Raw genomic sequence first — 24,267 nt, 5'->3', positions numbered from 1 at the left:
TGAGTCTCATTCATCAAACGATGCCCCCTTTCGGGTGATCAACAGGCAGGGACCGGACTTCGATAACGGGGGTTTCCCGGTCAAACGCCAGTGCACACACGGGATGCGCCGCCGAATTCGGGTTGTCTCTTGGCCCCTTGATCTGCCTGCCCTCGCGACAGCCTTCGCCTGAGATCGACCCGTCAGCACGCTTCGGTTCGGGCAGCATGACCATCGGCCCTCGACACGACCATGGCGGGCTTCAGCTGGGTGTCGATGGCCTCGCGCAGCTCCACGCCCGCCTCGCGACCAAAGTCGTGCGACAGGCCCCCGAAGGAATGCCCATAGCCGAACGAACGCAAGTTCAGCAGGTCCCATTGGCGGGACATGTCGTTCAGTTCCAGCGCAGTGTAATGGTCAAGGATCACCGGCAAGGTGCAAAGCGACAGGAACGCGCCCGACGTGACCGCGCCCGCGACCCCCCATCCGCCCACATCAAAGATCCGCGCGCCTTCGCGGATCAGCTTGTGGTCCTCGACCAACGCGATCGACCACTTCGACATCGAGGGCCGGTGTGCGCCGCGGCAATCTCAAGGTCGAACGGGACGCTTTCCGCATGACACGGGTCATGCGGACATAGACGAGGCGCCGTCGGATGCTGCCGTGGGTGGGGGGAGTTGCGAACGAAGGGGTACCCCCTGCCTCTTTCACCCGCCCTTCGCGGCGGCGCCGATACTCGGGCAAAAGCCCTTCGGACAGGACAGGTCAGGGAAGGGCTGGGGGAAGGAAGTGAAGATCATCCCCTAGCGAATTGATTTTCATATAATCCTTAGGATGAAATGGCGGACAGTGAGACCACCGAACTAGCGTCTATCAACGTCTATAGCATAACTTTGGGGCTTCGGATGAATGTTAAAAATCATTGAATTTCAGAGTTTTGTGGAAATCCCTGTCTACTAGTGTCTACAGCCATCGCTTGACAGCTACACAAATTTTAGTGCCCATTTAGTGCCCAGAACCCACGGGCACTAAATGGAGACACCCGATGAACGACGTTCCCGCCGCCCCGCAGATCGCGCTGACGCTTCAACTTTCCGCCCCGGACATGGACGCGCTTCTGGACCTGATCGCAACGATCAGCGGTCAGTTGGACGATCCGGACCGGATCGCCGCTATTCGCCTGGACGAAACGGCTTGCCGGGCGGAACTGGACGTCACCGCGCGTCCGGTCGATCCGCGCCGCCTTCACTGAACCAAGGACCGCCCCCATGTCGAAGCCCCTGCACCGACTGACTGTGAAACAGATCGAAGCCGCCGCACCCGGCACGGCCCTGACGGACGGGGGCGGCCTTCTCTACCGCTCCACCGCGAAGGGGTCTGGAAAATGGTCCTTCAAGTTTGTCAGCCCGGATGCGGACTTCCGGGCAGCGCAAACAGCGAAGGGCAGCAAATCACTACAGCGGTCGATGGGGCTGGGCACATATCCGGCGGTCAAGCTGGCTGCGGCGCGGGACAAGGCCGCTGCGGCGCGGGACCAGTTGGCACGGGGGATTGACCCGATTGAAGCGGAACGTCGCGCCGAGGAAGAAATGCAGCAACGGGCGGCGGAAATGGCCCGCGCGGCCGCAGAGCAGGCCATGACCTTCGGCCGCTACGCAGATGAGCATTTCCTACCCTTTGTCCTGCAAGGCTTCTCGAACCCGGCCCACATTCAGCAATGGCGGGGAACCTTCTCCAATCACGCCGCTGCCTTGCGGAACAAGCCGCTGGCGACGATCACACGCGAGGACGTGCTTGCCGTGCTGCGTCCGATCTGGTCCAGCCACACTGTCACCGCCAGCCGCAGCCGCCAGAGGATCGAACGGCTGTTCTCGCACGCCATCCAGAACGGGCACTATAGAGGCGACAACCCCGCGTCGTGGCGCCAGTTCGATGCGACCTTACCCCCGCCCCGAGTGGCACCCCGGCACCACCCGGCCATCCCTTACGGACGGATTTCCGAATTCGTGGCGACCATCAGGACCAAACAGGCTGAAAGCATGGCGGCCCTGATGCTGGAATGGATCACGCTATCCGCGTGCCGGACGGGCGAAGCCCGCTTCGCGACATGGGGCGAAATCGACCGTGAGCGAATGGTTTGGGCGATCCCGGCAGGGCGCATGAAGATGCGCCGCGACCATGTCGTGCCGATCACCGGGCGGATGGACGAAATCCTCGCGGAAGCGAAACGCAGGCACCCCGCCACGTTGCGGGGTGAGAAACCGGACCCGGCGGACCCCGTATTTACGTCCAGCACGGGGCGCCCCCTGTCCGAAATGACGGCGCTGATGCTGCTGCGCCGCACAGACGCCTTCAAGGAATACACCGCCCACGGGCTGCGCTCGTCGTTTAGGGACTGGGCGGCGGAAAAGACGGACTTTCCGCGCGACCTGATCGAAGAACAGCTTGCGCACCAACTCGGTGCTGTCGAAAGGGCCTACAAGCGTGGCTCGACGCATGAGCGGCGCAGGCCGATGATGGAAGCATGGGCGGCCGTGTGTGCGGGACAAGTCCCGTCAGAGGGTTCGGGGAATGTTGTGCCGCTGCATGTGTCTGTAGCGGCGCGCGGGCAGGCATGAGGCGGCCCTAATCTCTGGTGAGCAACCGACGGCGCGGCGCGAGACTGGCGAACGCCGTCGGCTTCGTTCGTTCCTCTGCTGCACCGCTTGGGAGAACTCTTTGCGCTAACCCCTTCGCGAAGAACGCAATTGTCCGACCCGACAAGCCCCCTAGCCCAAAAAAAAATCGCGGAATTGTCTGCTTTGTCAATGACTTAAAGGGGCAACATAGGTCTCTTTTTGCTTGAAACTGATTCCATTTCCTTGAATATGACCGCCGTTACGCCACCCAAAGAAGGAGCGCCGATCTGATCACAGACAACCCATGATGTAGGAGACGTCACCGTGGGAGAGAACCCGACCTTCCTCAACACCGAACAGGTGTTGAAAATTATCGGTATTGATTTCAACACTCTATGGCGCTGGCGCAAGGCTGGCACCTTCCCGACCCCGATCCGGATCAGCCGGAAAACGTTGCGTTGGCGCGAGGACGAAATTCTTGCGTGGATGGAGAGCCATCGCGTTCAGGAGGGGGCCGCGCGATGACCGGTGCTCTGACGCCCAAGCCCGACCGCCTGATACGACTGCCCGAAGTGCAGAAGATCACAAGCATGAGCCGCGCTTACATCTATCGCGCTAAGAACTTCCCCAAACCGGTCAAGATCGGACGCGCTTCGGCATGGCCAGAGAGCGAAGTCCTGCACTGGCTTGAAGTCCGAAAAGTTCAGCGCCTGCTGGCCTGACCTACAATCCGGAAACGAAAGGGCCGCCCCGCGCCCCCGCGCGAAACGGCCCAAATTAGGGCAAAACCTATGACCTTCTTTAGCACAAAGACCCCCACGGGACAACCTGCCAGCCTTGGCAATGAATGGTGTGACGTTCTTGAAGTTGCGGCAAGCCACGGCATCACTGATCCGGAAGAAACGCAACGTCTCCGAGGGGACTATCTGGTGAGCAATGTGGACGCAGCCGGGCTGGAAAGCCGGGTATTCCGCCTGCTGGCCGACGGTCCGGCAGCGACGAAGGCGCTGGACGCCATTTCCCCGTTCTTCGCCCCCGGTGATGTGATCGAACTCCGAGCATTGAGCGTGTCCGGAACTGGCCCCGCGTCCGTCTGCGGTCGTCTGGACGATCCGGCAGAACGACAGGCGCTTGAGACTTTCATCCGTGGCCATATCGGCCAACGGAACCTCTATGTCGGTATCAATCCCCGCCGGGCGGACATGGCCGGGACGGCGCGCTCTGCGTCCGCCCCGGACGTGACCCAGCGCCGGGCTGTGGTGCTGGACCTTGACTTCAAGGATGCCCCGGCAGCGGACCGGGGCTGGAAAAATACCGTGGACACGATCCGGACAGAACTGGACCCCGGACTGGTCGTCCAGACCGGAAACGGCGTCCACGTCTGGCTGGAGGTGGAACCGACTTCCGGGGCGGACCTGGACGCGTCCAGAGTGGCGATCAAGGACGCCATGGACCGTATCGGTTCGGACGATATGTCCGACCTGCCGCGCATCATCAGGCTCCCCTATACGGTGAACCTGCCGAACAGTGGGAAGCGGCAACGGGGGGCTGAGGTGCGACTGGCCGTCCCGGACAGCACGGTTCACCCCGCGTCAACGTCCGCGTCCGTGACCGTGCCCCGCGTTACCGACCTGTGCCGGACGTTGGAAGGCATTGCACAACGGCTTGGACTTCCGGGAAGGCAAGGCGCTGGCACGTCCAGCGCGGCAAGCGTTGCCGGGGGAAAGACGGGGTGGCCTGCCCCGAGCGCGGACATTCTGCGTATGGCTCTTGAGGAATTGCCGAACACGCTCGGCGGTCGGTTTGATAACCGGGGCGATTGGGTGAACATGGCCCATGCCATCAAGGGGGCCGCTGTTGCGGCCGGAATTGAGGCCGAGGGACGCGAGGCGTTCATCCAGTGGTCGCAGCAGTGGGGCGGCGATCCGGACGAACCGGAACGCGTATGGGACAGCATCGGCCAGCCGCACAGCGGATGGGGCACCGTGATGCGCACCCTTGAACGGGAGAACCCGGCAGGGGCACAAAAGGTCAAGGAAGCCGAGTTGCGTGCGGCCTTCGGCGTTCAGGCGGCGCAGAACGTCGCGGCGCTTTCGGCGGTGCCCATTCAGCCCGTTCTGGCGCTTGCACCCGCCCAAATTCCCCCGCGCGAATGGCTTTATGGCCGCGTCTACATTCGCGGGTTCATTTCTGCGCTGGTCGCGCCCGGCGGGTCTGGCAAATCCGCCCTCACGATGGTTGAGGCGGTGGCAATGGCCACGGGGCGAGAACTCCTTTCGGGGGAGAAAGTCGCAAACCGTCCGCTGACCGTCTGGTATCATAACGGAGAGGACAGCGTTGATGAACAGAACCGCCGCCTTCTGGCCGTGATGTTGCAGCATAAGGTTTCACAGGCAGACCTTGGTGGCCGACTGATCCTGACTTCGGGGCATGACGTTCCGATCAAGCTGGGCCAGATGGGGCGTAACGGGCCGGAAACAACACCGGCGACCGCTGACTGGATCGTGGGCGAAGCAAAGCGATTGGGCGTCGATGTGCTCATTCTCGACCCGATGGGCGCCGTCCACACCCTGCCGGAGAACTCGAACGAGGCGATGAACCTGCTGGCCGCAGAATTGCGCCAGATCGCCAAGCGCGCCAACATCGCCATCGGACTTGTCCACCACACGTCCAAGGCCGCCGCGATGGACATGGACGCGGCGGGCGCAGGTGCGTCTCGCGGCGCGTCCGCAATCACAGACGCGGCCCGCTCCGTTCGTCAGATCGTGCGCATGACCCCGGCAGAAGCCGGACGGTTCGGTGTCCAGCCGGGGGACCGTCGGGATTTCATGCGCGTCGAAAACGGGAAAGCGAACCTCACACGGGCAGAGGACGCCCGCTGGATTAGGATCGTGTCCGTGAACCTCGGCAATGGAACTCCGGACTACCCGTCCGGCGATAGCGTCCAGACCTGCGAACGCTGGACCCCGCCGACATCCCAAACCGGCACGGCTGCGGACCTCGCCCGCGTCCAAGACGCCTTGCTTGCCTCCCCGCGTCCGCCGCGCGCCGACCAACGTTCCCCGGAATGGGTTGGCTGGCGGGTGGCTCGGGTGATGGGCCTTGATATGGGCAGCCCCACCACCAGCGCGGCGGACCGCACACCGGCACAGGCGGCCGTGTTGGCGCGTGTCCGGGCCATGGTGGATGAGTGGGTGCGGATTGGCGCGCTGGAGGTGCGGACCGAACTTGACACCGACAGCCGCAAGAAGCGCCCCTTTGTCTATGCCGGGACGCCCGCCGTTGTGCTGGACGCCGACCCGGCGGACAGCCCGTCCGAGAGGGACGCCGCCGAAAATGTCGAGTAATTTCCGGCAGGGGGGCTTGGGCTTGCGACAGTTGCGACAGTTGACTGTCGCAGACTGTCGCAGACTGGCGCAAAAGCGTCCTCGCCCGGCGGCGGATGCGCCCCTAAAAGGGGCACCGTTGCGGGTGCGACGCTCCAGTTGTGTGCTTAGGGAAACAACTGTCTGGCGCACCCCAAAACCCCTTGTTTTCAAGGGTTGGCCCCGTGCCGGGATAGCAAGGTTGCGACTGGCGCAAAATCGGCGGTTTCACCCCCTGTCGGGGGCCTTACGGGGGCAGCGCCGACTGTCGCAAATCGGGCCGATAGGCAGGGCCTTCCACCCCATCGGGCGCAGTATTCAGCCCGGACGTGAAAATTCGTTTGGTTTTTTCCGGGCGCTGATTGCCCGTGCAAATCTTCCTGCGGCGGGCCATGGTCGGCCCCGAACTGACGGGCGGCTCGCGGACCGCCAAGGGGCGCAAATGTGTCGCACTCGCCCCGGCGACAGAACTGCAAAGGGGCACAGACCCTTTGCCTACGCCACCCCGAACCAAAAAGGGGACAACCTCGTGTTCGCGAGATTTCACATTTTCACCGGCCCGGTGCCGGACCTTGATCGCGTCTATCCGCGCGATCTTTCCTTGCCTTCCGATCTGCAATGGCTGCGCGACAATCCCGAAGCCGTTTCCCGCATCCGCACCTTCCGGGATGAAACCCGGACGGACAAGCGCGTGCTGCTTCTGACCGTCCGCGTCCTCAATCCGTCCGCACTGGACGGCTGGACGCCGGTCTGTCTGGAAGGACACCCCGCACACTTGGCGTCCGACGCGGCGCGGACATGGACGCAAAACCCCACCGTCCGGCACGCAAACGATCTTGCCTTGCATGTCATCACGGCGGACGCGGACGTGGACGCCGGGCACGCCCTGACGGTCCTTCGCCTGTTGGTCCTGCCGGACCTGTCTGAACTCAGCCCGAACTGGGCCGCCATGTTCGCGCCGAAGCCTGCACCCGTGCGCCACCCCGATGCGACGGAGGATCACCATGGGTAGCGTTCTTCCTGACGTCGGCGTCCCCCTCCCCGTAAAGCGTAAGCCGACTGTGGGCCTTCCGTTTATCACACCAATGTGGTCTCCGGCTCCCCAGCACATTCTTGAGGCCAACAGCTTCTTTCATAGCTTCCCCGGCTTGGAATACTACGCTCGCCAAGTCTCTCCCGGGGCGACGTTGGACATTTACGACTGGGGTAGTCCTCTCATCATTTCGTCTGTCCCTTTCGACCGAAAAAGGCCACGGCGACACCATAATGCTGGGCCCGCCCCGGGCGAGAACATGATCGTCGTTGTGCGAAATCCGTGGATGCCCATCCCGAAAGGCTCAAAACTGCCCCCGACGGAACGGCGCTTTGGGGATCCGTCCAACAAAGCGCCAACCTACGCTACCTTGGTCGTACTCCAGGCCACGGCTCAGTGCCTGAAAGACAAAGGCTACCTCCACCCGCGCACTTGGAAAGATCGGGATCGCCTTGGGCGTTACCTCGTTGAAGCGGCCTTGGTTGCGGGGCAACAGGGTCTGTCGCTGCACCAGTTCCTGACCCAACCAAGTCTCGCGAACAAACCGCGTCGATGATTGACGGGGCTAGAACCCCCGTTTGTGCAGCGCAATAACCCAGCGGGTCCAGCGGCCCTGTGCCGCTGGATCATCCGGATTGGCGGTCAGGTCACGCAGCGTCCGCAGGAAGCAAAGCTGGTCCTCCGGCCGGGAAAGCGCGGCGAACATGCGCCGGACCTGCGGCGGCGCCTGCCGGATGACCGACGCCAGTTCGGCAATTTCGTCCTGACTTTCAGGCGTCTTGCGAGGACGCCCCGGCCGTCCGGGCAATCGGTCCCGCACCTGCGGCGGGGCTTTTGTCCGATCCGGCATGGCCCGCCTGCCGGTGCGGCCGTCCGGACCGTCCGGTGCCGAAGCGCGCCATTGCGGAGCGGACCGCGCTGGACCTAGCCCGCCCTGCGCCGCGTCCACGTCCACGTCCGCCCCGGTTTCGCCCGGCGGACGCGCCAAGCCAAACCCAAGCGCCCGGGCGTGCGCCTCGCCCCCTGCACGCAGGGCGGCCTTGAGGGCACGCCCCTGCTTGGTCCGCCCGTCCGGGTTCCCCAGCCGGACCCAGACCATCGCCCGGTCGGCAGCCATGATCCGCCGGGGCAGTTCCGTCCGCAGCGCCCGCGTCCACGCCGCCGCGTCCGTCCGGTCGATCTGCGTCCGCTTGAACCGCCATTGCAGCCAGTCCCGGACGGCAGGCATGAGCGTGCCCACGTCCACGCCCGCGCCGGACGCGGACGCGAGGAACGCCCCTTCCCATTCCCCCAGGTCGATTGTCGATCCCGGCAGGGACGGGTTCTTCCGCCACGCCCATGTCAGCGCGTTCCGTGCCCGACGGGCTTCGGCCCGTGCCAGTTCGGCCGCGCTGATCTTGCCCGTCGTCATTTCGCGGCGTTTGGTTTCAAGGTGCGCGCGGGCAGCAAGCGGCCCGGCGTGTTTCAGGCAGCGACCGTTTCCCTCACTGATCGGTGATTGCTTGCACGGGCCGCCGGTCTTGGTCCGTGCCCCGCAAATTTGAGCGAGCGGACCACCGCGCCGGTAGAGCGGCGCGATTGACAGAAAGTTATCGGCTTGGGCCTGACTTCTGAAACCCCGGCTTGTCACGGCAGACACCTTATGGCTGACAAAACAGACATGAGTGTTACACTATAACGCTCACTCACCGATTGCGCGAACGGATTTTGAAGGGCATCAATGGGATGCGGCAAGTTCAAGGGCGGTTCGTGGACACGGTTTCGGAATTCATCTCGCGCTGGAAGGCATCAGGCGGCAGCGAGCGCGCCAACTTCCAGCAGTTCGCAATCGAGTTGACACGCCTGCTAGGGGTCGAGGCCCCCAAACCTGCATCCGAGGACGGGCAGAACGACGATTACAGGTTCGAGCGCCCGGTGAAGTTCATTCACACCGCTGCGCAGACGCACGGGTTCATCGACCTTTACCGCCGCCACCGCTTCGTGATGGAGGCCAAGCAAGGCACGGGGCGGTCTGCGGCGGCGGACCCCGGCCAACTGTCGCTTCTCGCCACCGAACCCGGCGTCCAGCGCCAAGGACACGGCGTCCGGGGCAGTCGCCGCTGGGACGACACGATGCTGCGCGCCCGCAATCAGGCGGACGGCTACGCCCGTGCCGTGGCACGCGAAGATGGCTGGCCGCCGTTCCTGCTGGTCGTGGACGTCGGCCATGTGATCGAAGTCTTTGCCGACTTCTCCGGGCAAGGGCAGGGCTACACCCAATTCCCGGACGGGAACCGCTACCGGATCACGCTGGATGATCTGCGGCATGAGTCTGTCCGGACGCGTCTGGTTGCGATCTGGAACGATCCGCACAGTCTGGACCCTTCGCGGATCAGCGCACAGGTCACGCGCCGGGTTGCCGGGCATCTGGCCGAACTCGGGAAGTCCTTTGAAGGTCAGGGCCACAAATCCGAGGACGTCGCGCGCTTTCTGATGCGCGCCCTGTTCACGATGTTTGCCGAGGACGTCCGGTTGATCCCGGCAGGCGCCTTCACCGACCTGCTGAGAAAGCTGCGTGGCCACCCCGAACACGCGGCCCCTGCCCTTCAAAGCCTCTGGACAACGATGAACACGGGCGGGTTCTCTCCCGCCCTGATGTGCGACCTGATGCGGTTCAACGGTGGGCTGTTCAAGGATGCAACGGCTCTGCCGCTGTCGGAAATCCAGCTTTCGCTTCTGATCCAAGCCGCAGAACACGACTGGCGCGAAGTGGAACCGGCCATTTTCGGCACGCTGCTGGAACGCGCGCTGGACAAGCGCCAGCGGCACAAGCTGGGCGCGCATTACACGCCGCGCGCCTATGTCGAACGGCTTGTCGTGCCCACCATCATGGAACCGCTGCGGGCCGACTGGCGCGATGTGCAGGCCGCCGCCCTGACCCTTGCCAATCAGGGCCGTCTGGACGAGGCCCGCGAAACCGTCCGCGCCTTCCACACCCACCTGTGCGAAATCCGCGTGCTGGACCCGGCCTGCGGATCGGGCAACTTCCTCTATGTCGCCCTTGAACTGATGAAACGGCTAGAGGGCGAAGTGACCGCCCTTCTGCACGATCTGGGTGAGGAACAGACCGCCCTTGCCCTCGCCGGGCACACGGTGGACCCTCACCAATTCCTCGGGCTGGAACTGAATCCCTGGGCCGCTGCCGTGGCCGAACTGGTGCTGTGGATCGGCTACCTGCAATGGCATTTCCGCACACACGGCAAGGCATCCCCCGCCGAACCGGTGCTGCGCGATTTCCGCAATATCGAAAACCGCGACGCGGTGCTGACCTATCAGGACACGCGCGCCCGGCTGGACGCGTCCGGCGCGCCTGTCACCCGGTGGGATGGCATCACCACCACCCGGCACCCCGTCACGGGCGAGGCTGTGCCTGACCCTGCGGCGCGGGTGGCGGTGCTGGATTACGTCAAGCCCGTCCCGGCCAAATGGCCCGAGGCCGATTTCATCATCGGCAATCCGCCCTTCATCGGGGCCAGCCGGATGCGCGACGCCCTTGGCGATGGCTATGCCGAGGCGCTTTGGGCCGCTTACCCGAAAATGCCGCAAAGTGCGGATTTCGTGATGTTCTGGTGGGAAAAGGCGGCGCTGGCCGCGCGGGGCTACAAGCCCGCGTCCGACAAGGCCCGCGCCAAGGGGGCGCGGCGCTTTGGCTTCATCACCACCAATTCCCTGCGGCAGACCTTCAACCGCAAGGTTCTGGAACCCCACCTGTCAGACCCGAAAACACCGCTGTCGCTGGTCTTTGCCATTCCCGATCACCCTTGGGTGGATGCGGGCGATGGCGCGGCGGTGCGCATCGCCATGACCGTGGCCAAGGCAGGCAAGGACAACGGCCGACTGTTGACCATTGCCGAGGAACGCAAGGGCGAAAGCGAGGATGAGGGGCGCCCCGTGACCTTCACCATGGAAAAGGGCCGGATTTTCGCTGATCTGCGGATCGGGGCGGATGTGGCGGGCGCAGTGGCCCTGCGGGCGAATGAGGGGATTTGCTCACCGGGGGTGAAGCTGCATGGCGCGGGCTTCATCGTTACCCCGGCAGAGGCTGCGGCCTTGGGCCTTGGCATCGTGCCAGGGCTGGAAAAACACATCCGCGCCTATCGCAATGGCCGCGACCTGACGGCGACATCCCGCGATGTGATGGTGATTGATCTGTTCGGGCTGACCGAGGCCGAGGTGCGCAACCGCTTTCCGGCGGTGTATCAGCATGTTCTGGACAAGGTGAAGCCCGAGCGTGACCAGAACAACCGCGACACCTACAAACGGAATTGGTGGATACACGGTGAGCCGCGCAAGGATTTGCGCCCCGCACTGGAAGGTCTGCCCCGCTACATCGCCACGGTCGAAACCACGAAGCATCGGGTTTTTCAGTTTCTGGATGAATCCGTTTTGCCCGATAATATGCTGATCGCCATGGGTCTTGATGATGCGGCAGCGCTGGCGGTGCTGTCGTCGCGCTTCCATGTCACTTGGGCGCTCAAGGCAGGTGGAACGCTTGAAGATAGGCCGCGCTATAACAAGACGCTTTGCATCGACCCCTTCCCCTTCCCCGATCCGACCGAGGATCAGAAAGCCCGTCTGCGCTCCTTGGGCGAACAGCTTGATGCACACCGCAAGGCGCAGCAAGCCGCGCATCCGAAACTGACCCTGACCGCCATGTATAACGTGCTGGAAAAACTGCGCGCGGGCGAACGGATCGAAGGGAAGGACCGCGAAACTTATGACCAAGGCTTGATCGGCATCCTGCGCGACCTGCACGACCAGATCGACAGGGCGGTGGCCGAAGCCTACGGCTGGCCTGCCGACCTGTCCGACGACGAAATCCTGCACCGTCTGGTGGACCTGAACCGCGAGCGCGCGGCCGAGGAAGCGCGCGGGCTGGTCCGCTGGCTGCGCCCCGAATACCAGAACCCGGCAGGGCGCGCCGTCGCCGCCAAAGGCGAACAGACCGCGATGGACATTGGCCCCAAGGACAAGGCCGAGAAAGCCCCGTGGCCCAAGACCCTGCCCGAACAGATCGCCGCCGTCCGCGCCGCCCTGTCCGATCTGGGCGAAGCCACCCCCGAACAGGTCGCCCGCCAATTCCAACGCGCCCGCGCCGGTTCCGTCCAACCCCTTCTGGAAAGCCTTACAGCCTTGGGCCAAGCCCGAGTGATGAAGGAAGGCCGGTTCGCGATATGAAAAAGAAGAAAAGTGATGCGTGGGTAAACAACCTTACAAGCGAACAACGGTTAGGCTTGGCTCGGGAAAAAGTGAAAGCGCTGATAGGTCAGCTCGATGAGCTTATTGCGGTAAAATGGACCAACAAGCACATCATTTACTCGAAAACATTAAGTAACCTTATCCCAAAGTCTTATGCGGCAAACGCATTCAATCAACTTCAAAATTCGCTACACAAGTATGCGATTATTAGAACAATGGCCATTTGGGATAGCCCAGCGAAAGATCGAAACAGCGTTCCAACCGTCAAAAGCCTGCTGGACCATCCAGACGTTCAAAAGCTTCTCCTGACTGAGATTTTTAAATACCATTCCACTCTTGCACAACCAAACACAACTACACGATTTCCAATCCCCACCGAACTTAATGCGTTACTCTCGGAAAGGTGGAAAATTGAGCGGGTAGAGATAGCAAAGCAAGCTGTTGCTGTCGCCAAGAGAGAGCTTCGAAGTGCCCTGCGTGCCACACAGTGCGTTGAAAGATCAGGAACCTATGAGTCCGTTACACGCTTTCGGCATCAACGGATCGCCCACAACCTGTCTAGTATTTCCAAAGAAGCGTCTGAATTGGGATTACCCAAGTTGCGATATGGAGATGAGAACAAACTGCTTTCAATTGGCGCTCGCATCATAGTCTGCCTTCATCGCTCAGTGAATGAATCTGATTTTGCTTTTCAGATGTTAGACAAGAACTGGAAAAACTGCACGGCAGAATTGTGGGATAATTGCACGTTCTCAATACCAAGCACCGGCACGAAGTTCATGAAGCGATAAAAGCCATGATACAACCACGAACCGTGGTGGCTTTCTCGGATTTCGACCCTTGAGGCGCTAAGACCACCCAACGACGTGGCGAGAAAAGTTCAGAAAATCGCCGCTTTGTGCGCCCGTGGGGTAAAGAAAAACCTCGCCCGCGCCGGGGCAGGCCGGGGGGTGGGGTCGCGGTCGGTCCGGGGCGGACGTGGACGCGGACCGGCGTCCGCCACGCTGGACGCGGACAGGACGTCCGCGCCGGACGTGCGGCCGTGGACGGCGGGTCCACGTCCGAGGCGCGTCCGGGTCCACCGGCACGGGGCGGCACGTCCGGGACGCGGCTGCGGTATATTCGTCCGGGTTCCTTCCCGGTCTGGCAGCATCGCAGGTCCAGAGACGCGCCCCCCTGCCGGGGGATCATGTCCAGACAAATCCCGCGCCGGACGCGGACAGGCGTCCGGGGTTTGTCAGGTCCGCCGCGCTGGACATGGACGGCAGACGCAGACAGGCGCACGCGCGCTGGACGTGGATGCGGACGGGGACACAGGGCCAGCCGCTAAAGCCACCGAAGCCGGATGCGTCAACCTGTCACAGTATCGTGATTGAGGCGGTCCGCTTCCCGGGCAGGAGGCGATCCGCAAAGCACCGGACAGTCTAGTGCCCATTTAGTGCCCGCACAGCAGTCAATCCAAATTATCCAATAACATCAATGGATTTTGGCGGACAGTGAGGGATTCGAACCCTCGAGACGGTTCCCCGCCTACACACTTTCCAGGCGTGCGCCTTCGACCACTCGGCCAACTGTCCGTCCGCGGGTGTTTAGCCTGCCTTGTCGGGCGGGCGCAAGGGGCGGAATGCGGCGGGCGCGGGATTTCCCTTGCCGGTTCAGTCGGAAAGCTGGATCACCACGCGGCGGTTCTGGCGGCCCTTCTTTTCGATCCGGGCGATCTCGACCTGGCCGATCTCGGCGGTGCGGGCCACATGCGTCCCGCCGCAGGGCTGCAGGTCGATCTGGCGCGGGCCTTCGCCGATCCGGACCAGCCGGACACGGCCCTGCCCCGTTGGCGGCCGGACCGACATCGTCTTGACCAGCCCCGGATTGGCCAGCAGATCGGCGTCGGTGATCCAGTCCTCGGTCACCGGCAGGTCACGCTCGATGAGCGCGTTGAGCCTCTCTGCAAGAAGGACAGGATCGTCGGGCGGGTCGGGCATGTCGAAATCGAGCCGGCCGCGTTCGGCGCCGATCTGCCCGCCGGTGACCGGAAGCGGGATGACGACCGACAGAAGGTGCAGCGCGGTGTGGACCCGCATGTGGCGATGGCGCCTGTCCCAGTCCAGCACCTGACGCACCCCGGCGCCGATCGCGGGCATCGCGGCAGGCTCGGCGGGCACCAGCGCCACCTGCCCCGCCTCGGCCTTGACCGTCGTCGCGATGGCGATCCGCCCGCCGTTCCAGTGCAGCACGCCGCTGTCGCCGGGCTGCCCGCCCCCCATCGGGTAGAACACCGAACGGTCCAGCACGATGCCGCCCTCGGGCGTGTGGGCGATCACCCGCGCCTCTGCCTCGCGCAGGTAGGGATCTTCCCGGAAAAGCAGGTCTGTGGCGGTCATCGGCTGTCTCCGTCGTCCGTGTCGTCCTCGCGGCTCCAGGGCTCGCCCGATCCGTCCTCGCGGTCCTGCAAGGCCTTGGGAAGCGGTTTCGGATCAAAGACGATCTTGGTCGGATCGGCGACGGGGGGGGCCGCCGGCGGCCGGGCCTCGGGTTCCGCCTTGTCCTGCGGCCCGGATGAGGCGGACGGCCCCCCTGCGGCCTGCCCTGCCCCCTTGCCCTGCCCCGGCGCGCCTTTCGTGGTCGCCTGCAGATGGCTGAAGGCCTCGGCGATGGCCTCGGGATTGCGGAACCACACATCGCGCTGCGAGAAGGGCATCTCGATACCTTCCTCCTTGAACAGCCGCGCGATCTCGTGGTTCATTTCGCTGCGCACGGACATTGTGAAGTTCACGTCGCGCAGGATTGCGCGGATCTCGAAGTTCAGCGCATCGGCCCCAAATCCCACGAAGGCCACCATCGGCGGCGGGTCCAGCACGACAAGGGGATGCGCCTCGGCCACCTTGCGCAGCACCGCCTCGACCTTGCGGGTGTCGGACCCGTAATCCACACCGATGGCAAGGATCAGCCGTCCGGTCAGGTTGAACCGGGTCATGTTGGTAACCTGGCCCGACACAAGGTCGGCATTGGGCACGATCACGTCCGAACGGTCGAAGGTTTGGATCCGGGTCGACCGGACCGAGATGGATTTCACCACCCCCTGGACGCCGCCCACCTCGATCCAGTCGCCTTCGGACACCGGCCGTTCGATCAGAAGAATGATGCCCGACACGAAGTTCGACACGATGTTCTGAAGGCCAAAGCCGATGCCGACCGAAAGCGCACCGGCGACGATGGCAAGGCCCGAAAGGTCGATCCCGGCGGCATTGATCGCGACGAGGGCCGACAGGAAGATCCCGATATAGCCCACCCCGGAGGAAACCGCGTTCTGCCCGCCCTGATCCATCCGCGTCTTGGGCAGGATCGAGGTCTTGAGCGCCCCCTGGAACACCCGCGTCAGCATGTAGCCAATGGCGAAGATGACGGCGAAGTACAGGAAATCGGTGGGCGAGATCCGGGTGGAGCCCATCTGGAACCCCTCGCGGAACCGCGTCCAGAGTTCGGTCAGGTCCGCCCATCGTGCGCCCCAGATCAGAGCGAAGACCGGGATCGTGGCGATGGTCAGCACAAAGCTGGCCAGCGTCGGCACCAGCGCCTGGCGCGCGGCCTCCTCGTCGCCGGCGAACAACGTGTAAAGGTCAACCAGCAGCCTTTGCAGGATGAACAGCACCCCGATGAAGGCCAGCGAAATGAGCGCGGGCAGGATCATCGCCTCGGCCGCCGAGACATAGCCGATCAGCGTCAGCAGCGGCCCGACGATGCCGATGATGACCGCCGCCCGGCCGACGAAACCGACCAGTTTGTTGCGGAAATTCGTGGGTTCGTCCGGCGCGGTGTCGTTCAGGACGTGCCGGCGCAAGAGCTTGCCGAAGCGGAACAGAAGGACGGCGCCGGCCAAGAGGATCGGCATACTTGCCACCGCCCGCGCGGCTTCGCTGATCTCGACACCGGAAATCACGGTTTCCAGCATGCCCGCGGCCACGAACACGGCCCCGCTCAGCAGGCTCAGGAAACGGCCTTCGTTGCGTCCGGCTTCCGTCAGCCGCAGGATGCCGCGTTCGGCTTCGGTCCGCGGAAAGACCCGCAGACCCAACCAGCGCGAAAAGAAGATGATGAAGCCGAGGAACGGCAGGATCGACAGGAACAAAAGGCCACTCTCGCCGATCATCCCGGTCGAACTGAAGGCCATCGACAGAAGCAGAACGCCGACCGTCGGCACGATGATCTGCCCGAGCGAGGCCAGAAGCGCCCAGATCTCGCGCCCCTTGACCGATGCCCGTTCCTGCCAGCGATCGACCCGTGTCTCGATCCAGTGCCGCCCGCGCCACATCAGCGCGACCCCGATCGTCAGCAGGATCAGCACCAACGGCAGGTTGTTCACCAACTCCTCGCGCGGGCCCTTCAACTGCCAGCGGACGCGCGTTTCGTCCCAGTATTTTGCAATCACCGTGCGGGCGGCGGACAGCGCCTCGGGCCAGTTCGCCGGGTTGGCCGGCGAGGGCCAGAGTTGCAACAACTGGTCGGCCTGCTGTTCGCGCTGGATGCGGTCAATTTCCTTGATCAGACCGTCGGCGCGCGTATAGGCCTCTTCCGCCTCGATGCCGGGGGCCTGAAGCCGCACAAGCTGATCGGTCAGCTTCTTGCGGCGTTCGGCGATGTCGATCGGCTCGCTTTCGCCATCGGCGGGCAGCGGCCCAAGCGCGTCGATCTGCGAACGCAGGGTCTGGATCCGGGCCGAATTGGTACTTTGCGCGACGAGGAAGGCCGCGCGCCAGTCGACAAGCTGGCTGCGCAGTTCGGTCAGCGCCTCGGGGTCCGCGCCGCGATCCGAAAGAAGGTCTTCCGCCCGTTCCGCCAGCCTCTCCCAGGCCGGATAGTCCGGTGTGTTGGACTGGTCGCTGGGGGTGATCGAGATCGACTTTTTGGGCTTGGCGGGCGCGGTTTCGGCCGCCGTCGGGGCGGGCGGCGCCGTCTCGGTGCGCGCGGCCTCTCCAGCGTCGCCGGTATCCTGTGGCAGCGCGGGCGTCCCCGCCAGCAGCAGAAGCGCTACCCCCAAGGCCGCCGGAAAGGCGGGGGTTCGCCGGGACCAAAGCCGGGATATCGCCGTCAGGACAGCCATCATGCGTCCTGGTAGACCTCGGGCAGAACCTGCGGCGCACGGTCGAGCCAGGCCGGAACCGGCAGGCCCTTTTCCTTCAGGAACAAGGGGTTGAAAAGTTTCGACTGATACCGCGTGCCGTAGTCGCAGAGAATGGTCACGATGGTGTGGCCCGGCCCCATTTCCTGCGCCATGCGGATCGCGCCCGCCACGTTCACGCCGGAAGACCCGCCAAGGCACAAACCTTCGTCGGCCAGAAGGTCAAAGACGATGGGCAGCGCCTCGGCATCGGAAATGCGCCAGCTGAAATCGGGGGTGAAACCTTCGAGGTTGGCGGTGATCCGCCCCTGCCCGATCCCTTCAGTGATCGATGATCCGGGCGATTCAAGCTTGCCCGTGGTGTAGAAGGAATGGAGCGCCGCGCCCTCGGGATCTGCGAGGCCGATCTTCACGCCCTTCGGCTGAAGCGCCATCGCCACCCCCGCCAGAGTGCCGCCCGACCCCACCGCGCAGATGAAGCCGTCGACCTTGCCGCCGGTCTGGTCCCAGATTTCCGGGCCGGTCGTCTCGATATGTGCCTGGCGGTTGGCGACGTTGTCGAACTGGTTGGCCCAGATCGCGCCATTGGGTTCGGTCCTGGCCAGTTCCTCGGCCAGACGCCCGGAATAGCGGACGTAATTGTTCGGGTTGCGGTAGGGCGCGGCGGGCACCTGCACCAGTTCCGCCCCGGCCAGGCGAAGCATGTCCTTCTTTTCCTGGCTCTGGGTTTCAGGGATCACGATCACGGTGCGGAACCCCATCGAGGCGCCCACCAGCGCCAACCCGATGCCGGTGTTGCCGGCCGTGCCCTCGACGATCGTCCCACCGGGCTTCAGCAGCCCCCGCGCCACGGCATCCCGGATGATGAAAAGCGCCGCCCGGTCCTTGACCGACTGGCCGGGGTTCATAAACTCGGCCTTGCCAAGGATCGTGCAGCCCGTCATCTCGCTGGCCTTCTTCAGCTTGATGAGAGGCGTATTGCCGATCGCCTGGGCCAGATCGTTGCAGATGCGCATGGGCGGTGTCCTTCTTCGTCGCGTCCCACAGGTGTAGGGGGCGCGCGCCCGGAACTCAAGCACCGCCGACCCGCGCCGGGGCCATCTGGCGGGGTTGTGACCCCCGATTCACGCCCCTGCCGCGGCCCGCAGACGGGGGCGTTCCCGTTCCAGCCAGAGCGCCGTCAGGATCAGCGGGGCATTCGCGATCTCGCCCGAGGCCACAAGCGCCATCATCCCCGTAAAGTCGAGCAGGTGGCCGCGGATATCCTCGGCCTCGTCGGCAAGGCCGAAGATCCCTGCGCAGCCGTCGGGAAGGTCTGTCAGGGCCACATACGAGTAAAGGAATTCGGTCTTGGCCCCCGGCGAAGGGTAGTAGTTCGCCACCGGCAGAAGCGCCCCAAGCGTCAGCCCCGCCTCTTCCACGGCCTCGCGGCGCGCCGCCTGTTCCGGGGTTTCGTCCGGATCGACCCGGCCCGCGATCGCCTCGATCTGCCAGACTTCGGCATCGCCGCGCGCAAACGGCCCGGCACGGAACTGTTCGACCAAAAGCACCCGGTCGCGCACCGGATCATAGGGCAGGACGGTGACGGCGTCGCCCGACACGAAGGCCGCCCGGTTCATGAGCGGGCCATGGCCACCATCGAACCGCCGCACCCGCAGGTCGTATTCCTCGACTGCGAAGTAATGTGCGTAAGGCGTGCGCCGCCGTTCGACCAGCGCATCGTCGGGTTGTCCCCGGCGGCGCAGCGTGGCGGGCGCGGGTTCGGTCGCGCGCAGGCGGCTGGCGCCCCTGACCAGCATCTGCCAGTAGCGCGCCGCCACCTCGGCCGCCGGACGCTGGCCCATCTGGTCCATCAGGTCCGCCGCCGTCGCCACCACGACCGCGCCCCAGTCCCGCGCCCAATCGTCCAATGACCAGGCGCCCGCCGTCCGAAACCCGGAAATCGGCAGGAAGTAGGTCAGTGCGGTTCCCGGCCCTGCGCCGGTGAGAACCGGCACGTTTCGGGTTTCATAGCCAAAGGCGCCCTCGTAGAAATCAAGCCGCGCCAGATCCTCCGCGCTGGCCCCGCGCAGAAGCAGCCCGTCGGCCACCCCGGCGTCATCCGGCACGATCAGCGGATAGGCCCCGGACGCCTCGAACAGCACCCGGTATCCGGGCAGGCGCGCGGGTTCGGTCTGCACCTCGCGGCCCAGCACAAGGCGCAGAAGCGGTGCGTGGCACAGCGTGCCATAGAAGAACAGGTCGGTCATCGTCTATGGCCAACGCCGCCCGACCCATTCGGCCACGACCCCTGCAATGACCGATCCGACGACAAGGATCACCAGCACCTCCATCCGCACCAGAAGGCCTGCATATTCCCACATCAGTTCCATCATGCCCTGAATGGCCTCGAACGGGCCGTCGTAACGCAGCTTGGTCGAGCGCAGGATCATCTCGTAGAAGGCAAATCCCAGCACCCCGAAGAAGGTGAAGGTGGCAGCGGTCTGAACCCCCGAACTGATCGCCGGGCCGTAGCCGGAACCGACCAGCCGCCCCATCACCAGCCAGCCGCTAAGCAGGCCGATCCCGACCATGACCTCGGACAGGAAGCCGGGGCTCATGCCTTCGGGCAGGCCCGGCTTCAGCGCCTCGGCCGCCAGCCATGCGATGGCAGCGAACATTACGGCAGAGACGAGTTTCGCGGCAGTGGGCATGGATGGCTCGGCCTCGGGCTGCTGGCCCTGTCAGGCGGGCCTTGTCACGGTGATTTGCGTTACGTCGCAGTTTCCGCCGTGGAACGCCCCCGCGCAAGAGGTCAGGTAGAAATTCCACATCCGCCGGAACCTTTCATCGAACCCCAGCCGGGCGATCTCGGGCCAGCGGGCGTTGAACACCTCGTGCCAGCGGCGCAGCGTCAGGCTGTAGCTTTCGCCGAATTCCAGACTGTCGCGGAACAGAAGCCCCGCCCGGTCCACCTCGCGCAGGAGCGCGCCGGGGCTAGGCAGCATCCCGCCCGGAAAGATGTATTTCTGAATGAAATCGACCGTCTTTCGGTAGGCCTCAAAGCGCTTGTCGGCCACCGTGATGATCTGGAGCGTGGCATGCCGACCGGGCTTCAGGCAGGCCTTGAGCGTGTCGAAATAGGTGGGCCAGTATTTTTCGCCCACGGCCTCGAACATCTCGATCGAGGCGATCCCGTCATAACTGCCGCGTTCGTCGCGGTAGTCCTGCAACCGGATCTCGACCAGGTCGGAAAGGCCCGCACGCGCGATGCGGTCCACGGCATAGTCATGCTGGGCGCGGCTGATCGTGAGCCCGGTGACGCGCAGCCCCCGCTTTCCGGCCGCATATTCCGCGAACCCGCCCCAGCCGCAGCCGATCTCAAGCACATGATCGCCCGGCTGCACCCCCATCCGATCGACCATCGAGGCATATTTCGCCTCTTGCGCGGCCTCCAGGCTTTCCTGCCCGGTGACGAACAGCGCCGAGGAATAGGTCATGCTGTCATCCAGCCAGAGCCGGTAGAAATCGTTCCCGAGGTCATAGTGATAGGCGATGTTCTTCTTCGATCCGCGGCGGGTGTTCGATTGCAGCCAGAACCGCATCCGTTCATAGGCGCGGACCAGCCCCATGCCGGGATAGCCGTCATAGACATCGTCATTGTCGGCATGGACCAGATCCATGAAGGCCTGAAGGTCGGGCGTGGACCAGCCGCCTTCCAGATAGGCATCGCAGAACCCCAGATCGCCTTCGCGGATCAGCCGGGCGAAGATGTCGGGATCATGCACGTCCAGTTCGGCCACCGGGCCGGGCCGCTGGCCTTCGATGCGGAACCGCCGGCCATCGGGCAGGACGAAATCCATCCGCCCCTCCTTCAGCTTGCGGGCGACCGAGAAGACCTGCCCGAAATATCGTGGCAGGTTGGTCTGACCCTTCGGCGTGGTCAGGACTTCCATTGCTGTCTCACCCCCCGGTGAATGTATTTTGTTTATTGCGTTCATCTTTCCCCAACCTTCGCGCGCACTCAAGCCTTTCGGTGTCCGGGCTTCCGGTGCCCGGCCCCGCCGATTGTATCCCCGCCGGTCACTTCCCCGCCGGTCATTTTCCCTCCGGCCGTATCCACGCCATCGCGCCGGGCATAGGCCGCAAGCGCCCGCGCCCGCCCCTGCGCCAGATCGACCACGGGCCGCGGATAACGCGCGGCGGGGTCCAGCCCCCAGGATATCGGCACGGCGTCGAAATAGGCCAGCGCCTCGGGTCCGGGGGTGCGCGACATCTCGGCGATATAGCGGCGCCGGTATTGTCCGTCGGGATCGAACTTCTCGGCCTGCGAGGCGGGGTTGAAGATGCGGAAGTATGGCGCGGCATCCGGGCCGGAACCGGCAACCCACTGCCATCCCATCGCGTTCGAGGCCGGGTCCCAGTCGGTCAGGCATTGGGCAAACCAGTCCAGCCCCACCTTCCAGTGCGTCAGCAGGTGCTTTGTCAGGTAGCTGGCGACGATCATCCGGGCGCGGTTGTGCATCGTGCCGGTCACATACATCTCGCGCAGGGCCGCATCGACAAAGGGTTCGCCTGTCATGCCCCGCCGCCAGCGTTCGGCATCGGGGTTGTCGTCGCGCCACGGAAACCGCGACCAGTCCTCGCGCCAGTTCGCTGTCGCGATATGGGGCGTGTGATACATCAGGTGCCAGGCAAAATCGCGCCAGACCAGTTCCTTGAGGAAATGTTCGGCCCCTGCCGCGCCCTCGTGATGCGCGCGCATGCCCGCATGCCAGATCAGCCGGGGGCTGATTTCGCCATAGGTCAGGTTTTCCGAAAGCCGCGAGGTCGCCTCGCGGGCGGGGAAATCGCGCGCCTCGCGATAGTCGCCAACGGATTGCGCCAGGAACCGGTCAAGCCGCGCGCGCGCCGCGACCTCGCCCACGGCCTGATGCTGGGCAACCACCGCCGCACCGCGATGCATGTCGCGGCCAAGGTGCCAGTCCTGCAACCGGTCCGACGCGGGCCAGGCCGTTGGCGGGCGCAGCGCCGCCGGCGGGGGCAGTGCCGCGCCGGCGGCGCGATCCTTCACCGCCTTCCAGAAGGGCGTGTAGACCCGGTAGAACCCGCCCTGCCCGGTTTCCACCGTCCAGGGTTCGAACAGGACATGGCCCGGATGGCTTTCCGCGATCAGCCCACGCGCCTTCAGCGCGGCCTTTACCGCGCCGTCGCGCGCCCGTGATGCCGGATCGTAAAGACGCGACCACATCACGCCCGCCGCCCCGGTTTCGGCGATCAGCCTGTCAAGCACATCTCCCGCCGGACCGCGCCGCAGGACAAGGCGGCTGCCGAGGCCTGCGATCCGCTGCGCAAAATCGTCCACGGACAAGCCGAGCCGCCAGCGTGCGGCAGCACCGGTGGCTTCGGTTTCCGGATCGAGGATGAAGACGGGAATGAGCGACCTGCCGGTCGCAACGGCGGCCGTCAGCATCGGATGATCGGCCAGCCGCAGGTCACGGCGGAACCACAGGATCAGGGGGGCGTCAGTCATCACCGTCCGTCTTTTTCAACGAATACGCCCGGTTGACCGGGGCGGATCACTTTACCCAACGTCACGTCCCGCCCTTGATGGGCCGGGCGGGGACGGCCCTACAGAACCCGGTCCAGCGCCCCGATCAGTTTCTTCACCTCGGCCTCGCTGGTGTAATGGACAAAGCTCATCCGCAGCACGCCGCGATCAAGGTCAACCCCCATCGCCTTGAGCGGCCGGACGGCATAGAAATCCCCGCCCCCTGCCATGATGCCCCGCCCGGCCAGCGCGGCGGCGACAGGTTCGGCCGGGCGGTCCAGCGCCACGGCGACAGTAGGCGCCCGCGCGCCTGCGTCGCGCGGCCCCAGAAGACGCAGGTCGTTCCGTCCGGCCAGGTAATCCAGCAGCGGCTGCAACAGCCTCACCTCTTGCCCGCGCATCAGCGCATGAACCGCGTTGTTCCGTTCCAGAGGCGTTGCATGGGTCACGCCGTGATGCTGCACGAAAAGCGCATCGATATAGTCGGCCATGCCCGCGCTGGCGGCAACCTGCGCGTGATCCGGCCCGGCGGGGGTGAAGCGCTTGTAAAGGGTGCCGCCGTTGAAATAGTGCCCCTGATTGGGCAGCGCCTCGCCCAGGGGGCGGCGGATCACCATGATCCCCTGATGCGGGCCATAGGTCTTGTAGGCGGAAAACAGATAGATGTCGCAGCCAAGCGCGGGGATGTCGGGGAAACCGTGCGGCGCATAGCTGACCCCGTCGACGCAGGTCCAGGCCCCCGCCGCCCGCGCCATCGCGCAGATCTCGACCACCGGGTTGATCTCGGCCACGACGTTGGAACAATGCGGAAAGGCCACCAGCGCGACCTTGCCATCCTCCAGAAGCGGCGCAAGGCGGGCCGGGTCAAGATGCCCGGTCTGCGGGTCGATCTTCCATTCCCGCACCTCGATGCCTTCGTCTGCCAGCCGCCGCCAGGCGCCGGAATTGGCCTCGTGGTCCTGATCGGTGACCACCACCGCACGGCCCTTCTGCCCGCGCAGGTGCTGGCGCAGGGCGTTGGCCAGCACATAGGTGTTCTGGCTGGTTGACGGCCCGAAGGACACCTCGTCCACCGCAACGCCCATCAGCGCGGCCAGTCGCGCGCGGGCCTCGTCCATCTCGGCCCCCGCCACCTCGGACACGTCATAGGGCGCATAGGGCTGGACCTTGCGATGCAGGTAAAAGCGCGTCAGGCGATCCACCACCTGACGGCAGGGGTAGGACCCACCCGCATTCTCGAAGAAGGCCTGCCCCTGATGGGCCGGGCTTTCAAAGGCCGGGAACTGGGCGCGCACGAAGGCAAGGTCCAGCTTCGGGGCGGCGATCGGGGCGTGGGGCATCTTGGTTTCCTGTGCGACGGGGCCTGATCGGGGCAAAGGGGGGATTCG

18 protein-coding genes and 1 tRNA gene are annotated in these 24,267 nt (G+C 64.6%); 8 read left to right on the top strand and 11 right to left on the bottom strand.

Annotation, left to right across the window (positions count from 1 at the left end):
* Window positions 1–182: 182 nt before the first annotated feature.
* Entirely contained in the window at window positions 183–542 is a 360-nt protein-coding gene (locus E7811_RS15355; protein WP_394345628.1) for a hypothetical protein, read from the bottom strand.
* Between the two features lie 482 nt (window positions 543–1,024).
* Between E7811_RS15355 and E7811_RS15350 the strand changes: the two genes are divergently transcribed.
* The 6 genes from E7811_RS15350 to E7811_RS15325 all read left to right on the top strand — a co-directional run bounded on the left by E7811_RS15350 (window position 1,025) and on the right by E7811_RS15325 (window position 6,974).
* A complete protein-coding gene (locus E7811_RS15350) occupies window positions 1,025–1,231 on the top strand; it encodes a hypothetical protein (protein WP_136395526.1) in 207 nt (68 codons plus the stop codon).
* A 16-nt stretch (window positions 1,232–1,247) separates the two neighbouring features.
* Entirely contained in the window at window positions 1,248–2,597 is a 1,350-nt protein-coding gene (locus E7811_RS15345) for a tyrosine-type recombinase/integrase (protein ID WP_136395525.1), read from the top strand.
* 324 nt (window positions 2,598–2,921) lie between these two features.
* Window positions 2,922–3,122, top strand: coding sequence for a helix-turn-helix transcriptional regulator (locus tag E7811_RS15340; RefSeq protein ID WP_136395524.1), 201 nt, complete (start codon window positions 2,922–2,924; stop codon window positions 3,120–3,122).
* Window positions 3,119–3,319, top strand: a complete 201-nt coding sequence (locus tag E7811_RS15335; protein WP_136395523.1) for a helix-turn-helix transcriptional regulator — start codon at window positions 3,119–3,121, stop codon at window positions 3,317–3,319. Before E7811_RS15340 ends, E7811_RS15335 begins: the two co-directional genes overlap by 4 nt.
* A gap of 69 nt (window positions 3,320–3,388) precedes the next feature.
* Window positions 3,389–5,944, top strand: a complete 2,556-nt coding sequence (locus tag E7811_RS15330) for an AAA family ATPase (RefSeq protein ID WP_136395522.1) — start codon at window positions 3,389–3,391, stop codon at window positions 5,942–5,944.
* Between the two features lie 460 nt (window positions 5,945–6,404).
* The gene (locus E7811_RS15325; protein WP_168733052.1) at window positions 6,405–6,974 is read left to right on the top strand and encodes a hypothetical protein; all 570 of its coding nucleotides are present in this window, start codon (window positions 6,405–6,407) and stop codon (window positions 6,972–6,974) included.
* Between the two features lie 586 nt (window positions 6,975–7,560).
* Here the strand turns inward: E7811_RS15325 and E7811_RS15320 are convergent.
* Complete coding sequence (locus E7811_RS15320) at window positions 7,561–8,406, bottom strand: hypothetical protein (RefSeq protein WP_136395520.1); 846 nt, start codon at window positions 8,404–8,406, stop codon at window positions 7,561–7,563.
* A gap of 314 nt (window positions 8,407–8,720) precedes the next feature.
* On the opposite strand from E7811_RS15320, the gene E7811_RS15315 reads away from it, so the two are divergent.
* Both E7811_RS15315 and E7811_RS15310 read left to right on the top strand, forming a co-directional pair.
* Entirely contained in the window at window positions 8,721–12,212 is a 3,492-nt protein-coding gene (locus E7811_RS15315) for a class I SAM-dependent DNA methyltransferase (protein WP_136395519.1), read from the top strand.
* Complete coding sequence (locus tag E7811_RS15310; protein ID WP_136395518.1) at window positions 12,209–13,024, top strand: AbiU2 domain-containing protein; 816 nt, start codon at window positions 12,209–12,211, stop codon at window positions 13,022–13,024. The genes E7811_RS15315 and E7811_RS15310 overlap by 4 nt, the downstream gene beginning before the upstream one ends.
* A 696-nt stretch (window positions 13,025–13,720) precedes the next feature.
* Here the strand turns inward: E7811_RS15310 and E7811_RS15305 are convergent.
* The 9 genes from E7811_RS15305 to E7811_RS15265 all read right to left on the bottom strand — a co-directional run bounded on the left by E7811_RS15305 (window position 13,721) and on the right by E7811_RS15265 (window position 24,219).
* A tRNA-Ser gene (locus E7811_RS15305) sits at window positions 13,721–13,810 on the bottom strand.
* Window positions 13,811–13,888: 78 nt separating this feature from the next.
* Entirely contained in the window at window positions 13,889–14,614 is a 726-nt protein-coding gene (locus E7811_RS15300) for an alanyl-tRNA editing protein (RefSeq protein ID WP_136395517.1), read from the bottom strand.
* Entirely contained in the window at window positions 14,611–17,268 is a 2,658-nt protein-coding gene (locus tag E7811_RS15295) for a DUF3772 domain-containing protein (RefSeq protein ID WP_136395516.1), read from the bottom strand. Before E7811_RS15295 ends, E7811_RS15300 begins: the two co-directional genes overlap by 4 nt.
* A 62-nt stretch (window positions 17,269–17,330) precedes the next feature.
* Window positions 17,331–18,365 carry a cysteine synthase A gene (locus tag E7811_RS15290; RefSeq protein WP_136395515.1) on the bottom strand — a complete coding sequence of 345 codons (1,035 nt, stop codon included), beginning with the start codon at window positions 18,363–18,365 and terminating at the stop codon, window positions 17,331–17,333.
* Window positions 18,366–18,473: 108 nt separating this feature from the next.
* The gene (locus E7811_RS15285) at window positions 18,474–19,598 is read right to left on the bottom strand and encodes an NUDIX domain-containing protein (protein WP_136395514.1); all 1,125 of its coding nucleotides are present in this window, start codon (window positions 19,596–19,598) and stop codon (window positions 18,474–18,476) included.
* 3 nt (window positions 19,599–19,601) lie between these two features.
* Window positions 19,602–20,042 carry a TrgA family protein gene (locus tag E7811_RS15280; protein ID WP_136395513.1) on the bottom strand — a complete coding sequence of 147 codons (441 nt, stop codon included), beginning with the start codon at window positions 20,040–20,042 and terminating at the stop codon, window positions 19,602–19,604.
* A 30-nt stretch (window positions 20,043–20,072) separates the two neighbouring features.
* On the bottom strand, window positions 20,073–21,284 hold the full coding sequence (locus E7811_RS15275; RefSeq protein ID WP_136395512.1) for an SAM-dependent methyltransferase: 1,212 nt from the start codon (window positions 21,282–21,284) through the stop codon (window positions 20,073–20,075).
* A 68-nt stretch (window positions 21,285–21,352) separates the two neighbouring features.
* Window positions 21,353–22,861, bottom strand: coding sequence for a cryptochrome/photolyase family protein (locus tag E7811_RS15270; protein ID WP_281277065.1), 1,509 nt, complete (start codon window positions 22,859–22,861; stop codon window positions 21,353–21,355).
* A gap of 98 nt (window positions 22,862–22,959) precedes the next feature.
* The gene (locus E7811_RS15265; RefSeq protein ID WP_136395510.1) at window positions 22,960–24,219 is read right to left on the bottom strand and encodes an aminotransferase class V-fold PLP-dependent enzyme; all 1,260 of its coding nucleotides are present in this window, start codon (window positions 24,217–24,219) and stop codon (window positions 22,960–22,962) included.
* Between the last annotated feature and the right edge of the window lie 48 nt (window positions 24,220–24,267).

The sequence above is a fragment of the Aliigemmobacter aestuarii genome (assembly GCF_004799285.1).
Lineage (GTDB): Bacteria > Pseudomonadota > Alphaproteobacteria > Rhodobacterales > Rhodobacteraceae > Aliigemmobacter > Aliigemmobacter aestuarii.
Note: the sequence above shows the minus strand (reverse complement) of the source record. Positions and strands in the feature narration are given on the sequence as shown.

What these genes read in the sequence shown, in the direction of transcription:
- E7811_RS15355 (WP_394345628.1), bottom strand. Translation starts at nt 542, where the DNA reads ATGTCGAAGTGGTCGATCGCGTTGGTCGAGGACCACAAGCTGATCCGC.
- E7811_RS15350 (WP_136395526.1), top strand. Translation starts at nt 1,025, where the DNA reads ATGAACGACGTTCCCGCCGCCCCGCAGATCGCGCTGACGCTTCAACTT.
- E7811_RS15345 (WP_136395525.1), top strand. Translation starts at nt 1,248, where the DNA reads ATGTCGAAGCCCCTGCACCGACTGACTGTGAAACAGATCGAAGCCGCC.
- E7811_RS15335 (WP_136395523.1), top strand. Translation starts at nt 3,119, where the DNA reads ATGACCGGTGCTCTGACGCCCAAGCCCGACCGCCTGATACGACTGCCC.
- E7811_RS15330 (WP_136395522.1), top strand. Translation starts at nt 3,389, where the DNA reads ATGACCTTCTTTAGCACAAAGACCCCCACGGGACAACCTGCCAGCCTT.
- E7811_RS15325 (WP_168733052.1), top strand. Translation starts at nt 6,405, where the DNA reads ATGTGTCGCACTCGCCCCGGCGACAGAACTGCAAAGGGGCACAGACCC.
- E7811_RS15320 (WP_136395520.1), bottom strand. Translation starts at nt 8,406, where the DNA reads ATGACGACGGGCAAGATCAGCGCGGCCGAACTGGCACGGGCCGAAGCC.
- E7811_RS15315 (WP_136395519.1), top strand. Translation starts at nt 8,721, where the DNA reads ATGCGGCAAGTTCAAGGGCGGTTCGTGGACACGGTTTCGGAATTCATC.
- E7811_RS15310 (WP_136395518.1), top strand. Translation starts at nt 12,209, where the DNA reads ATGAAAAAGAAGAAAAGTGATGCGTGGGTAAACAACCTTACAAGCGAA.
- E7811_RS15300 (WP_136395517.1), bottom strand. Translation starts at nt 14,614, where the DNA reads ATGACCGCCACAGACCTGCTTTTCCGGGAAGATCCCTACCTGCGCGAG.
- E7811_RS15290 (WP_136395515.1), bottom strand. Translation starts at nt 18,365, where the DNA reads ATGCGCATCTGCAACGATCTGGCCCAGGCGATCGGCAATACGCCTCTC.
- E7811_RS15285 (WP_136395514.1), bottom strand. Translation starts at nt 19,598, where the DNA reads ATGACCGACCTGTTCTTCTATGGCACGCTGTGCCACGCACCGCTTCTG.
- E7811_RS15280 (WP_136395513.1), bottom strand. Translation starts at nt 20,042, where the DNA reads ATGCCCACTGCCGCGAAACTCGTCTCTGCCGTAATGTTCGCTGCCATC.
- E7811_RS15275 (WP_136395512.1), bottom strand. Translation starts at nt 21,284, where the DNA reads ATGGAAGTCCTGACCACGCCGAAGGGTCAGACCAACCTGCCACGATAT.
- E7811_RS15270 (WP_281277065.1), bottom strand. Translation starts at nt 22,861, where the DNA reads ATGACTGACGCCCCCCTGATCCTGTGGTTCCGCCGTGACCTGCGGCTG.
- E7811_RS15265 (WP_136395510.1), bottom strand. Translation starts at nt 24,219, where the DNA reads ATGCCCCACGCCCCGATCGCCGCCCCGAAGCTGGACCTTGCCTTCGTG.